The organism is Dietzia sp. PP-33 (genome assembly GCF_033790845.1).
Classification (GTDB): Bacteria; Actinomycetota; Actinomycetes; order Mycobacteriales; family Mycobacteriaceae; genus Dietzia.
In genome coordinates this window covers 1-12,486 of sequence record NZ_JAMYEI010000012.1, presented here as the reverse complement: position 1 = coordinate 12,486, position 12,486 = coordinate 1, and the positions used below count along the sequence as shown (strand labels likewise).

Below are 12,486 nucleotides of genomic sequence, written 5' to 3'. Positions count from 1 at the left end.
GCGACCTCCTTCTCGAAGACCTGGCCCACTAGTGACCGAAACCGCACCCGCTACTACCTCAGGCAGGGCGAGCTGGTCGCCGCTGGCTGCGTCAACCGCCCAAGGGACTTCATGACCACCAACCGCATGCTCGGCCAAGGGGCCGCCGTCGACACGACCCCCCTGCCGCCGGAGGTGGCGGTGTGACCAAGCAGACTGACCACTGCTCGTGGTCATCATCAAACGCCTGCCCCCCGAGGTGAACAAGGATGGTTTGGAGGTCGACGGCAGGGCCCGCGATGAGACTTCTGCCTTTGGTTCCGGGCGCCCGTGACTCGCATCAGTCCGCAGACGTGCGACGCGCACCCACGGACGCTCGCGGCCCTGCATGGTGGCTCGCGTTGGTCGTCTGCAAACCCCTTCTGCTGCTCGTCAGGAGAGCGGACTGGCGCGGCACGGAGCGCCTTCCCCGGTCGGGGGGTGCAATATTGGCGGCCAACCATGTCTCCCAAGCCGACCCGCTCTTCCTCGCGGAGATGATCCTCGCCCAAGGCCGGATCCCCCGGTTCGTGGCAAAAGCAAGCCTGTTTCAGAGCAGAGCAGTGGGCTGGTGGTTTCGGTCGGCCGGCCACGTCCAAGTCGACCGTTCCGACGGGCGAGCTGGGATCCGCGCCGCGATCGAAGCAGTGGATCGCGGCGCCCTTGTCGTCGTCTACCCGGAAGGATCGATCACGAATCAACCGGATGTGCGTCTGATGTCGCTCAGGTCGGGTGCTGTTCGCATCGCGCTCGAGACGTCAGCCCCATTGATCCCCGTTGCCCAGTGGGGCGTGCAGGCCATCGCACCAGCCTACGAAGGAAGGGTGGTCCTGGGCCGCCGTCGTCGGGTCACCCTGCTGGTCGGGGACCCGGTCCCACTCGAGGACTTCCGAGGACTGCCGTCGGCGACGGCAGCCGCTGTGGGCGTGCAAAGACTTCAGGACACCCTCGCAGCGATGGTCGACCAACTGGCCGACGAGCACGCTAGGTAGCGTGTGGCCGTGTCCAAGTCAGTGACGCGAGTCGATCGCGAGACAGGAATCGCTAACCTTTCTGTCATGCGGGCACCGTCCATGCGCGAACGATTCAAGGAGCACATGCGCCTGGCTGTCCTCGAGGCTGCCCACGACCTGACTGTCGACCGCGGCTGGGACCGGGTGCGCGTGGGGCAGGTGGCTGATCGTGCCGGGGTGTCGCGGGCGGCTCTCTACAAGGAGTTCGGTGACAAGGCCGGCCTCGGAGAAGCAGTCGTACTCCGGGAGGCCTCGCGCTTCCTCGAGGGCATCCGGGGCGCGCTGGAGGCGCACATCGGCGATGCGAAGCGAGGCATCGCAGCAGCCGTCGACTACACCTTGAACGAGGCCGGGCGCAGCCCCCTGCTCAAGGCGGTGCTCATCTCCAACCGCGACCTTGATGCGGGAAGTCAGGCGTCCACGGGGATGCTCCCGCTGCTCACGACATCCGCGCCGCTTCTCGACCTCGCCTCCGACACCCTGGCCGGATGGGTCGCGGAGAGTTACCCGGGTCTCCCCCCGGACGATGTCATCGACGCGGCCGACACCCTGGTGCGACTGACGGTCAGTCATCTTGCGCTCCCCAAGTGGGACCGAACCGCGACAGCGCGGAAGATCTCCGAGGTCGCCGTCCGATTCCTTTCACTCGAATAGTGACCTGCGCCGGGCGTCGGGAGCAGTCTGAACTGGGCTTCAGCGGCGCACGGCGTGTTCGTTGCCGCCGTGCTGCTGCCGTAGCACCGTCTTGAGCACCTTGCCGGTCGCTGTGCGGGGCAGCTCGGCTACGAACTCGATCCTGGTGGGGCACTTGAAGTGGGCAAGCCGCTCCCGGGTGTATGCGATGAGTTCCTCGCCGGTCGGCTCGGCGCCGTCCTGGAGCGCCACGGTGGCCACCGGGGTCTCGCCCCAGCGGACGTCGGGGACGCCGACGACGGCCACTTCACGAACGGCCGGGTGCCGGTAGAGCACTTGCTCGACCTCGATCGGGTAGACGTTCTCGCCGCCAGTGATGATCATGTCCTTTTTGCGGTCGACGAGCGTGATGAACCCCTCGGCGTCTATGCGGCCCAGGTCACCGGTGTGGAACCAGCCGCCGCGGAAGGCCTCGGCCGTGGCTTCCGGGAGACCCCAGTAGCCCGCGAACACATTGGGTCCCCGGAGGACGAGCTCTCCGACCTCGTCGGTGCGCGCGTCCTTGTCGGCGTCATCAACGATGCGCGCCTCAACGTGGAACACCGCGCGGCCGATGGATCCGGCCTTCTCCTTGACGTGATCGGCGTCCAAGACGGACACGATCGGAGCGGTCTCGGTCATTCCGAAACCCTCCTGGAAGGGCAGCCCCTTACCCTGATAGAAATCAATGACCGGCAGAGGGCAGGGCGCTCCACCGGAGACGGCGAGCTCCAGCGAGGACAGGTCGAAGTCGTCGAAGCCAGGCTCCGACATGAGCGCTGCCCACATGGCCGGGACCATGAACTGCACGGTGGCCCTCTCTCGGGACATCGCCTTCAGGGTCTGCGCCGGGTCGAACGAGGGAAGCAGTACGTTGGTCCCGCCGACGTACAGCAGCGGCAGGGTGTGGATCCCGAGGCCCCCGATGTGGAACATCGGCGCCACGGTCACCGTGACGTCGGTCTCACGCAAGCCGCGCCCGAAGGACAAGCTGTTCACGACGTTCCACAGGTGATTGTCGTGGGTCAGCATCGCGCCCTTGGGTCGCCCTGTGGTTCCGGACGTGTACATCAAGCACGACACGTTGCTCCGATCGACGTCGGCGCTGACTGGACGGGCCTCACCGTTGGCCAACACGTGCTCATAGCGCAGCTCGCCGTCCTCGGGTTCGCCGCCGACGACCAGGCGGGATCGGACGCGTACTCCCTCGCCGGCCACAGCCGCGCGTGCCCCCGGAGCCAGGGGCGCCGAATACACGAACACGTCTGCGCCCGAGTCCGCCAAGAGATAGGTGATCTCGGCCGGCGCAAGACGCACGTTCATGGGCACGAACACCGCGCCCAGCTTGGCCGTGGCCAGCATCGTCTCTATGAACGCGGTGCTGTTGAGCAGGAGCCCTGCCACCCGATCGCCCCGTCGGACGCCGAGGGCGCTCAGTGCCCGGGCCAGTCGATTGGTGCTGCTGTCTAGGGCGGAGTAGGTCAGACGCCGCTCACCGTCGACGAGAGCGATCCGGTCCCCGGAGAGGAATGCCCTCGTCGTGACCCAGCTGCCGATTCCCTCGTCCATGGACATTCCTTCCGGGATGCTGTCATCTCTGCGAGTGAGTCAGATCACGTAGTTTGTCCAAACCTGACGGTGCCCACAAGCTAGTCGGACGCTACTGAGTAAGTCAAATCAAATGAGACATTTCAGGGTGTTGGAACGTAACCAGTTTTGGCTCGTCTGGCGGGGTCGTTGATGGTGGCCTTCCCTGGAAGTTTCGGCGGTTGCGGTCGTCGGCTGAACCGTTGCGGGTGGGCGTGGTAGGCGGCGTCGAGGACGGCTTGGCGTCGTGCCTGGACGTCGGTGGCGGTGCCGTAGTGGACGCTGGCCCGGATGTTCCTGGGCCTGCTCCGGGCGATCATCGCGCATCCCAAGCCGGTGATCGCGGCCGTCGACGGTCACGTCCGCGCCGGTGGGATGGGTCTGGTGGCGGCCTGCGACCTCGCCGTCGCCGGACCGTCGTCCACCTTCGCGCTCACCGAGGTCCGCCTCGGCCTGGCGGCCGTCATGATCTCCGTACCGTTGGCGGCACGCGTGAACTCACGGGATCTCGCATGCGTGCTGCTGACCGGCGAGAAGTTCGACTCCGCGCACGCCCGGCGGATCGGCCTGCTCTCGGACGCGGTGGAGGACCTCGACGCCGCCGTCGACGAGCTCGTCGACTCCTTCCGGCCCTGCTCGCCGCAGGGACTGGCGGAGAACAAGGCGCTGCTGGCCGCGCCGATGATTGCCGAGCTCGACGCCCGTGGAGACGACCTCGCCGGGGTCACCGCGCGGCTGTTCACGACGCCCGAGGTGGCCGAGGGGATGAGCGCATTTCTCGAACGCCGATTGCCCTCCTGGGCGACGCCCGACGCGTAGCGTATGCGATTGTCACAGATATATGACTCGACACACATCACAGAAACCCGCAACGAGAGGTAAAGCCATGCGTACCAAGGCCGCCATCATCCGTGAGCCCAAGCAGGACGGTTGGGAGATCGTCGACGTCGACATCGACGATCCCAAGGCGGGAGAGGTCCAGGTCAAGTTGGCCGCATCGGGCCTCTGCCATTCGGACGAGCACCTGCTCACCGGCGACCTGCAGTTCGAGTCCTACCCGATCATGGGCGGTCACGAGGGCGCCGGGGTCGTCACCAAGGTCGGCGAGGGTGTGATCGGCCTAGAGGAGGGAGACCACGTCGTCCTGGCGTTCATCCCCGCCTGCGGTACCTGCCCGCCGTGTTCAGAGGGCCTGCAGAACCTCTGCGACAACGGCGCGGGACTGCTCACCGGGCGTGCGATCAGCGACGGCGGCTTCAGGGTGCACACCGCCGACGGTGAGGACGTGGCCACCATGTGCCTCCTGGGGACGTTCGCCCCGCACGTCACCGTGCACCAGTCGTCCGTCATCAAGATCGAGAAGGACATCCCGCTGGACAAAGCCGCACTTCTCGGCTGCGGGGTGTGCACCGGTTGGGGCTCGGCCACGGAGATCGGCGGCGCCAAGGAGGGCGACATCGTGGTGGTCGTGGGAGTCGGTGGGATCGGCATCAACTCGGTCCAGGGTGCAGCGGCGGCGGGTGCGCGCGCTATCGTCGCCGTCGACCCGGTCGAGTTCAAGCGCGAGAAGGCGATGGAGTTCGGCGCCACGCACACGTGTGAATCGATGGACGAGGCCATGGCCCTGGTCGGCGAGATCAGCTGGGGTCGCATGGCAGACCTGGTCATCCTCACGATGGGCGTGGTCGAGGGCAAAGACCTGCTCCCCGGTCTGCTCCTCACGGGCAAGGGCCGCCGGTGTGTCGTGGTGGGCCTGGGGGACATGATGGCCGTCGACGCCCAGGTGTCAATCATGGACCTGGCGATGCAGCAGAAGACACTGCAGGGCGCCATCTTCGGTGGCACCGGCCCGCGCAAGCAGATCCCGCACCTGCTGCACCAGTACCGCGCCGGGAACCTCAAACTGGACGAGCTCGTCACCAAGACGTACCGGCTCGAGGAGATCAACCAGGGGTACCAGGACATGCGCGACGGCAAGAACATCCGCGGTGTGATCATCTACGACGAGCAGGACTGGTAACAGGAGGATGTATGACGGAGCCCGAGCAACGGACCCCCAAGCAGGACCGTAGCCGCCTCACGCGGGAACGACTGCTCGGTGCCTCCATCGATCTCCTGGCGACACAGGGCTGGGCGGCGACCACCGTGGGTGCGGTGGCCGCCGCCGCCGGCGTCTCCCGGGGCGCCGCACAGCACCACTTCCCGACCCGGGAGGACCTCATCACCGCTGCGTTCGGCCACATGATCGAACAGTGGATCGAGGACGTGCGCAGGGTGGGACTGGATCTCGGCGAGGACCTCGTCCTTACGCGCCGACTCGGCCTCAGCCTTGCCGAGCTTGCGTTCCAGCTCGGCGATGCGGGCCTGCTCGGGACTGCGCGGGCTGCGGCCGGCCTTCTTCACCCCGCCCAGGGTGCCGGCGGCGATCGCGGCCCGCTATTCCTTGACGTGCGAATCATAGAGACGCCCCCGGCGCAGGACGGCGCCCTTCGCGCTGGCGGGGGCCGCATCATATTCAGCAACGATCCGACGTGTGAAGTCCGCGGTAAAGGACCGGCGCTTCGCCCGGTCGGACCACGGGCCCTGCGGATCCGCCGCCGGCGCGACGAGGCCCCAGCCTCAATCCACACTGACCGGGTGTCTCACCTCAGTGTCTCTACGACGGTCTCAACGCTGGGCAGGTGTAGGTGCGCAGCATGTGGTGCCGAATCGCTTCACACTCCGGGTCCCACCCCGCTCGACGAGGGTGGCGAATCACGGTCGTCAATTGATGTTCCTTTCCGAAACACGGTCGCTGCTCGTCGTATCCAACACCCACGATCGATCAACTGCGGGCAAGTCCGCCGAGCATCAGCTCGGCCCTATCGACGGGAAGCTGCTGGGTGATGGCTCGCTTGCTGAACATGAAATCGCGGGGGCGGTTGATGCAGTCTGCAGCAAGGAGCTCGCCACCACGGAGGTAGAAGCAGCTGAAGTCGCGGTCCCGGGTGGGGTCACCGCTGAGGACGACTTCGTCGTAACCGGTGTTGAGACCGGCGATCTGCAGCTTGAGATCGTATTGATCTGACCAGAACCAGGGAAGCGCCTCGATCTTCCTAGATTTTCCGCAGACGGTCGAGGCGGCGACCTTGGCCTGCTCCCCCGCACTCGACACGGACTCCATGCGTATACGGCAGCCGTAACGGGCGATGTCATGGCTTGTGCAATCTCCGGCGGCCACGATGTCGGGGTCCTCGGTCCGGGCATGGTCGTCGATCACGATGCCGTTGTCGACCACGAGACCCGCAGCGTCGGCGAGTTCTGTTCTCGGTTCAACACCGATGCCCACGATGACCAGATCAGTCGGAATCGACTCGCCAGTAGATAGTGTGACCTCCCGGACGCAATCGTCTCCGACTAATGCTGCGACTTTGGCGCCCGTTCGGATATCGATGCCCTCCTCTCGGTGGATCCGCTCGAAGAACGTTGATACGTCGGGAGCAGTGACCCGCTCGAGGACGCGAGTGGTCGCCTCGAGCACGGTGACTTCCAGGCCCAGTGCCCGTAGTGAGGCGGCCGTCTCAAGTCCGATGTAGCCGCCCCCGACGATCACCACCCGCCGCCCGGGGGCGGCGGACGTGCGGATCAACTCGACGTCTGCGGCGGTACGAAGGTAATGGACCCCGGGGAGATCGGCCCCAGGAACGCGGAGCTGACGAGGGCGGGCTCCCGTGCACAGCGCGAGCTTGTCGTATGTCAGTGTGTCGCCGGTGCTCATAACGATGTGCCCAGCCGAGCGGTCGATCGCCTCCACGTGCGCGTTGAGAAGCTGGATTCGCTGCTTGGAGTAGAAGTCCGAACTGCGGATGGTGATCTCGTCGAGGGTGGTTTTCCCGGCGAGATACGCCTTCGACAGTGGCGGGCGCTGGTAGGGCACCGTGGGCTCCTCGCCGATGAGGACGATCTCACCGCTCCACCCGTCCTGCCGTAGGCTCGCCGCGAGTTGGGCTCCGGCATGGCTGGCACCGATGATGAGGGCTCGCTGCGATGTCATGTGCCGGATTTCGGGGTGAGGCGCACCATCATCTTGCTGATACCCCGCACGAAGTTGGACTGCACGTACTCGGGTTCGCCGACGACCTCGATGTTCTCGAAGCGGGGGAGCAGCTCTTCCCAGAGGATCCGCAGCTGCATTTCGGCCAGTCGGTTGCCCATGCACCGGTGTACGCCGAACCCGAAGGAGATGTGGTTGCGGACGTTGGCCCGGTCGATGATGAAGTCATCGGGCCGCTCGAACACACGCTCGTCGCGGTTGCCTGAGGCGTACCACATCACGACCTTGTCACCCTTACGGATGAACTGACCGTTCAAGATAGTGTCAGTCTTGGCGATTCGGCGCATGTAGGCCAGCGGCGTTTGCCACCGGATTATCTCGGAGACCATGTTGGGGATCAGGTCAGGGTTGGACTTGAGCTTTTCGAACTGGTCTGGGAACCGGTTCAGCGCCAGAACGCCACCACTCATCGAGTTCCGGGTCGTGTCGTTCCCTCCGACGATCAACAGCACAAAGTTGCCCATGAATTCCATCGGGCGGTCGATCAGATCCTTGGTGTTCTCGTTGCTCTGCAGCATGGTGACCAGGTCGAAACCGGGTTCCTCCCCCTCTGCTAACCGAGCCTTCTTGTCGTACCACAGAGAACTCAGACCGCTCGCCATCTCGCGCATTCCGTCGAACGTCTCGTCGAGGTCCGCAGGACCACCGTTCGCTTCCTCGAACGAAGTTGCAATATCTGACCAGTACACGAGTTTGTGACGTTCCTCGTATGGGAAGTCCAAGAGCGTCGCGAGCATTCGAGCTGTCAGTTCGATCGAGACAGCCTGGACCCAATCGAACGGCTGATTCACCGGCAAGTCGTCTAGTACCTCGCGAACCCGAGACCGAATGAGCGTCTCCATCTCGCGCAGGTTCTTCGGCGCCACCACCCCCTGCACAGCTGCTCGCTGCACGTCGTGGCGCGGTGGGTCCATCGCGATGAACATCTCAATATCGAGAAAACGAGGCGGGGCCCCGATCACTATCATCGGCTCGGCGGAGAAGACCTCATGGTTCTTATCGACCGCGATGATGTCTTCATGTCGGGTCACTGACCAGAACGGCCCGAACGCACTGTTGGGCTGAAAGTGGACCGGAGCCTCGTTTCGCAGGCGCTCATAGTAGGACTGCCAGCGTCCTTGCCGATAGAGAAAGGGATTACTGAGGTCGATGTCGGCGAGTTCGACGTCCTCGACGGGGGGGATGGGCTTCTCTACGAAGAGCTTCTTCCCATTCGTCCTTGTCACCCAGCGCCGAGTCCTGTCGTACAGATGGGCGCCCCGGATCTGCAGATCCATCGGGATGGCCGACTGAACCTTGTCGCCGATCGTATCGGAAACCTTCACGTGTCTCACCTTGTCTTTCGTCGTTACATCTGGAACGTCGTTACATCTGGAACTCTGGCACCTGGACGACCAGGCCGTCCCAATCCGCGGACGCGGTCATCTGGCACGACAGTCGAGAGGTCGGCAGCCTTTCCGGGTTCATTGCGAGCATCTCTTCTTCACTTGCTCCCGAGAGGCCCACCACGTCGGACCACTGCGGATCAACGATGACATGACACGTGCCGCACGCGGCTTCGCCTCCGCAGTCAGCGTCAATCCCGGGCACCGCGTTGTTGACGGCGATCCGCATGAGTGACTGCCCCTCCTCTAAGGGCACCACGTACTTCTCTCCCTCATGTGAGACGAAGGTTACGACTGTCATCGCTGGCTCCTGCATGGTTGTTCGGGTAATAGCTGCTCACAGCATTGCTAACAACGACGACTGCGGCTAGGTTGATTGAGGGCAGAAGCTTGTTATTTTGGATCAGAAGGCGGGGGCGATGAATCTTGATCGCGAGGGCGTGCCACCGCTCGTGTTCGCGCAGTTACTTGAGAGCCCAGTTCTGGAGCAAGACGCCGTTGCACGGTTTCGCGAGATCATGGATCGTGAGCGAAGCGACGTCGAGTCACTTCTCGCCATCAACGCCCAAGTTCCCCTGCGGTGGATCAGGGAAGCCTTGCCCGATCTCGACGTTGACCAAGCAACGACCCTCGGTTTGGCGTTCGCCCAGCATGCTCATCTGACGTCCTTCGGACCATTAAGCGTCCCACTAGTAAGCGCAGGTTCCGCAGGCGAGATATTGGAATTGCTTGCCTACCTGCCGCTAATAACCCCAGCCCTGAGTGCGCAGTTCTACGCAGGTGGACACGGAGTATCTGTCGCGCTCAATGGGCAGACGGGCGATCGAGTCCTAGACTCCCTAGTGGTCACCTACTGTGGTGCGGTCCTGCTGAGGCTGCTGAATATACTCGTTGGCGATGCACCAGACATCACACTCTCACTGGGTTGGCCCACTCCGGAAGGTCTGCCCGTGGATCAGGATTGGTTAGCTGGTCGCCTGGTATTCGACGCTTCACTGTCCATTCTGCATTTTCCCGTTGACGCGGTCAATCACGTCTGCCGGTTCTCTGACCCCGTGGCGTATCGACTCGCTATCAGTGACTTGCAGCGAAGGCTCGACGAGCGGAGTAAAATCGCCTCGTATTCGGACAAGGTGAGATGTCTGATAGAGAAGCGTCCCGCAGATTGTGGAAGTCAGTGGATTGCAGACGAACTCTCCATCTCTACGAGCACACTTAAGCGGCGCCTCTCTGAGGAAGGGATGACCTATCGCGGACTGCGCCAGTCGATCATTCTTGAGTACGCGATTCTTCGTTTACTGGACGGATCTGTGTCCGCGAGCGAGATCGCCACGGACCTCGGATATAGCGACCTCGCCAGCTTTTCACACGCTTTCAAGCACTGGACCGGCCACCCGCCGACGGGGTTCCGTCGTAGGTAGCGCTGCCACTTGGTTGACTCGTACAGGGCAACTGGCAATGCACGGTGCCTTCAGCTTCGCCCTTTCTTTGGGCGTGGCGTTCAATAGCTTCAGGCTCCGCCGACACCCTCGACGTATTCGGGCCTGTTGCTCGCGGCGGTGAGTTTGGCCTAAGCCCTCGAGTTTCTCTGTGACTGCAAAAAGTGTTCAACCTCGACCACGATGAACAGGGCAGTGGCAGTAATAACAGTGCGGCCCTCTGCATCCTCCATCGTGGACTTGAGGTCCAATTTCCGGCCATCGCGAGACCGAACTGCAGCGCGCAGGATGTACGGGGTGTCGAGTAGTGCTGGCGCAAGATACTCGAGCTCGAGACGGCGCGTCACGGCGAGCTCGCCGACCGAATACAGCAAGAAGCCGAAGAGGTCGTCAATCACGGTCGCTACCGCGCCGCCGTGTGCAATGCCCGGTGCCCCGACGTGGCGCTGGTCGAACTGGTGGTGTGCGACGACGCCGTCTCCGTCACGCCGTACCGAGAGGAAGTGACCATTCGGGTTCTCTGGTCCACAGCCAAGGCAGTTGGGGTGGTGGGGAGGAAGCTCGGAGGAACCGGATTCCATGCGCGTGAACGAGGCCACCCAGTTGTCGATATCGGTACCTATCGGCTCGCCGGCCTTGTCGCGAAATGTGTCCATGTCCAGACCTTCCTGTCGATGAAGTTGTACTGGGTGCGATACCTCGGCTTGTGGCGACGGAGATATCGCCGACACCCGCACGCCCGACCCGTGACCCAACCTTTGACCGGGACGTCCAAGGGGCCCTGAGGCCCGATGCGGGTGGCCTGAGCAACTGGCTGTCGACGGCACGATAGTCAGGTCGACAAGGCCGACTGAGCCGGGACACCTTGTACTGTACGAACATACAGTAAGCGGTACCGACGTATAGTCTAGTTTGGGGTCCGTAGGCTCGACCGCAACTGAAGGGGAACCGCGTGAATCGTTCCGCACCAGGCGCCGCGGGCCAGGATCTCACTGCCAAGGCGCGCATCCGCAACGCCGCACTGGATCTCTACGCCGCCAACGGCGAGGACGGCACTTCGTTGCGAACCGTGGCAACCGCGGCCGGAGTGACGGTGGGTCTCGTGGTCCATCACTACGGCACGAAGGACGGCCTTCGCGAGGCGGTCGAGCGACTGGTCGTAGAGCATTTCGCTACCGCGCTTGCCTCGGCGCCCGTGGGCATCCCAGGCGCCGACATCGCCCGGATCCGCAACGACGCGGTTGCCGACATGCTGGTCAGGCGTCCCGAGGTGGTGAACTACCTGCGCCGCGCGTTGCTAGATCCCGGCGGTCAGCGAGGTGAGTTACTCGAGCGACTCACCGAGCTGACACACCGGGAAGTGGCGGCTATGCGGGAATCTGGCGCGGCGTCTAGGGTCCGCGCCGATGCTGTTCAGGTGGTCGACGTCATCGTCACTCAGCTGGGCCGTTTGTTCCTCCAGCCGCTCGTGGACTCGATGTGGTCCCATCTCGGGACATACACCCACACCGAAGGCCACGACAAGCCGGAACTGAGTGTTCGCGTCACCGAGACATTGGCAACCGGTCTCCCCCACAGTGGACTCCACTCTTAGGGGCAAGAGAACGAGATCCTGTGGCACGCCGTTGCCTATCTGTCGCAGGCGAACCCGCTAGACGGCGATATGCCCGTGCGTGGCAAAAAGGTCGGCTCCCGGGATGTCTCCGACCACGCCCACGCAAGGGGCAACGGAATCGCGCACAGCCTCAGACCGAGCAGCTCCACCAGTCGCGCCCACCACGCCTGGTGGAAGGTCTGCGTATCTGCCTCGGGCGTATTCGCGGCCACCGGCTGGGGATCGGCAGAAAATAATCCTCGGTCATCGCGGGTAGTGGACCCGCCCAGAGGTATCCGGCAGCAGCGGAGGGCTTGAGAGGGCCGTTTCATCTACTGAATCGCTGATGCATCTGATGAGACTGTCCGGACACCCGTGCAGGTCGACGACGTTTCGGAGATCGCCATCCATCCGCCTCAAGATGCGGCGTTCGAGCCATGAGTCGTCGGTGACGCCATCCGTGAGCGGGCAACATCGCAGGTCGGCGCTGACATCGAGCTGCGCAGTAGAGGGCGGCTCAGGGGCCGGGGATGATGCACCTGATGCAATACGCAGACCTCTACTGGTCAGGTGTCGGGTTCTGTGGTGTCGGGTTCCTGGTGGAGTTCGGGGTAGGCGCTCCAGGAGACGCCGCTGATGAATGCGTGGCGTTCGGTTGTCTGAGCTCTGTATCCGAATTGGGTTG

12 protein-coding genes and 1 pseudogene are annotated in these 12,486 nt (G+C 63.8%); 8 read left to right on the top strand and 5 right to left on the bottom strand.

Translation table 11 applies throughout. The features are described from left to right. The first annotated feature begins 72 nt into the window (after positions 1–72). From NJE57_RS17420 to NJE57_RS17410, 3 genes are all read left to right on the top strand, one after another. Entirely contained in the window at positions 73–186 is a 114-nt protein-coding gene (locus NJE57_RS17420; protein WP_396469339.1) for a hypothetical protein, read from the top strand. A 146-nt stretch (positions 187–332) separates the two neighbouring features. Beyond that, on the top strand, positions 333–1,010 hold the full coding sequence (locus NJE57_RS17415) for a lysophospholipid acyltransferase family protein (RefSeq protein WP_319029832.1): 678 nt from the start codon (positions 333–335) through the stop codon (positions 1,008–1,010). Positions 1,011–1,115: 105 nt separating this feature from the next. Then, a complete protein-coding gene (locus NJE57_RS17410) occupies positions 1,116–1,685 on the top strand; it encodes a TetR/AcrR family transcriptional regulator (protein ID WP_182652302.1) in 570 nt (189 codons plus the stop codon). A 39-nt stretch (positions 1,686–1,724) separates the two neighbouring features. Here NJE57_RS17410 and NJE57_RS17405 read toward each other — a convergent pair whose 3' ends face one another. Next, positions 1,725–3,272 (bottom strand): acyl-CoA synthetase, encoded by a 1,548-nt coding sequence (locus NJE57_RS17405; RefSeq protein WP_182643665.1) that lies wholly within the window; start codon positions 3,270–3,272, stop codon positions 1,725–1,727. 309 nt (positions 3,273–3,581) lie between these two features. Between NJE57_RS17405 and NJE57_RS17400 the strand changes: the two genes are divergently transcribed. The 3 genes and pseudogenes from NJE57_RS17400 to NJE57_RS17390 form a co-directional block, all read left to right on the top strand. Continuing rightward, positions 3,582–4,109, top strand: coding sequence for an enoyl-CoA hydratase-related protein (locus NJE57_RS17400; RefSeq protein WP_228549152.1), 528 nt, complete (start codon positions 3,582–3,584; stop codon positions 4,107–4,109). Positions 4,110–4,176: 67 nt separating this feature from the next. Next, positions 4,177–5,310, top strand: coding sequence for an NDMA-dependent alcohol dehydrogenase (locus NJE57_RS17395; RefSeq protein WP_319029785.1), 1,134 nt, complete (start codon positions 4,177–4,179; stop codon positions 5,308–5,310). Between the two features lie 11 nt (positions 5,311–5,321). Then, positions 5,322–5,579: pseudogene (locus tag NJE57_RS17390) on the top strand (TetR/AcrR family transcriptional regulator); the annotation flags it as partial. 535 nt (positions 5,580–6,114) lie between these two features. On the opposite strand, the gene NJE57_RS17385 reads toward NJE57_RS17390, so the two are convergent. From NJE57_RS17385 to NJE57_RS17375, 3 genes are all read right to left on the bottom strand, one after another. Further along, positions 6,115–7,323 carry an NAD(P)/FAD-dependent oxidoreductase gene (locus NJE57_RS17385; RefSeq protein WP_319029784.1) on the bottom strand — a complete coding sequence of 403 codons (1,209 nt, stop codon included), beginning with the start codon at positions 7,321–7,323 and terminating at the stop codon, positions 6,115–6,117. Next, positions 7,320–8,660, bottom strand: a complete 1,341-nt coding sequence (locus NJE57_RS17380; protein WP_187701833.1) for a cytochrome P450 — start codon at positions 8,658–8,660, stop codon at positions 7,320–7,322. The genes NJE57_RS17385 and NJE57_RS17380 overlap by 4 nt, the downstream gene beginning before the upstream one ends. Before the next feature lie 88 nt (positions 8,661–8,748). Further along, a complete protein-coding gene (locus tag NJE57_RS17375; RefSeq protein WP_319029783.1) occupies positions 8,749–9,069 on the bottom strand; it encodes a 2Fe-2S iron-sulfur cluster-binding protein in 321 nt (106 codons plus the stop codon). Between the two features lie 118 nt (positions 9,070–9,187). Between NJE57_RS17375 and NJE57_RS17370 the strand changes: the two genes are divergently transcribed. After that, entirely contained in the window at positions 9,188–10,189 is a 1,002-nt protein-coding gene (locus NJE57_RS17370) for an AraC family transcriptional regulator (RefSeq protein WP_319029782.1), read from the top strand. Positions 10,190–10,338: 149 nt separating this feature from the next. Here NJE57_RS17370 and NJE57_RS17365 read toward each other — a convergent pair whose 3' ends face one another. Next, a complete protein-coding gene (locus tag NJE57_RS17365; protein ID WP_017836045.1) occupies positions 10,339–10,863 on the bottom strand; it encodes a PaaI family thioesterase in 525 nt (174 codons plus the stop codon). A gap of 296 nt (positions 10,864–11,159) precedes the next feature. Here NJE57_RS17365 and NJE57_RS17360 point away from each other — a divergent pair, with 296 nt between their 5' ends. Further along, on the top strand, positions 11,160–11,801 hold the full coding sequence (locus NJE57_RS17360) for a TetR/AcrR family transcriptional regulator (RefSeq protein WP_319029781.1): 642 nt from the start codon (positions 11,160–11,162) through the stop codon (positions 11,799–11,801). Positions 11,802–12,486 lie beyond the last annotated feature (685 nt).

Coding starts and splice junctions, on each gene's coding strand:
- NJE57_RS17410 (WP_182652302.1), top strand. CDS start 1,116: ATGCGCCTGGCTGTCCTCGAGGCTGCCCACGACCTGACTGTCGACCGC.
- NJE57_RS17405 (WP_182643665.1), bottom strand. CDS start 3,272: ATGGACGAGGGAATCGGCAGCTGGGTCACGACGAGGGCATTCCTCTCC.
- NJE57_RS17400 (WP_228549152.1), top strand. CDS start 3,582: ATGTTCCTGGGCCTGCTCCGGGCGATCATCGCGCATCCCAAGCCGGTG.
- NJE57_RS17395 (WP_319029785.1), top strand. CDS start 4,177: ATGCGTACCAAGGCCGCCATCATCCGTGAGCCCAAGCAGGACGGTTGG.
- NJE57_RS17385 (WP_319029784.1), bottom strand. CDS start 7,323: ATGACATCGCAGCGAGCCCTCATCATCGGTGCCAGCCATGCCGGAGCC.
- NJE57_RS17380 (WP_187701833.1), bottom strand. CDS start 8,660: ATGGATCTGCAGATCCGGGGCGCCCATCTGTACGACAGGACTCGGCGC.
- NJE57_RS17375 (WP_319029783.1), bottom strand. CDS start 9,069: ATGACAGTCGTAACCTTCGTCTCACATGAGGGAGAGAAGTACGTGGTG.
- NJE57_RS17370 (WP_319029782.1), top strand. CDS start 9,188: ATGAATCTTGATCGCGAGGGCGTGCCACCGCTCGTGTTCGCGCAGTTA.
- NJE57_RS17365 (WP_017836045.1), bottom strand. CDS start 10,863: ATGGACACATTTCGCGACAAGGCCGGCGAGCCGATAGGTACCGATATC.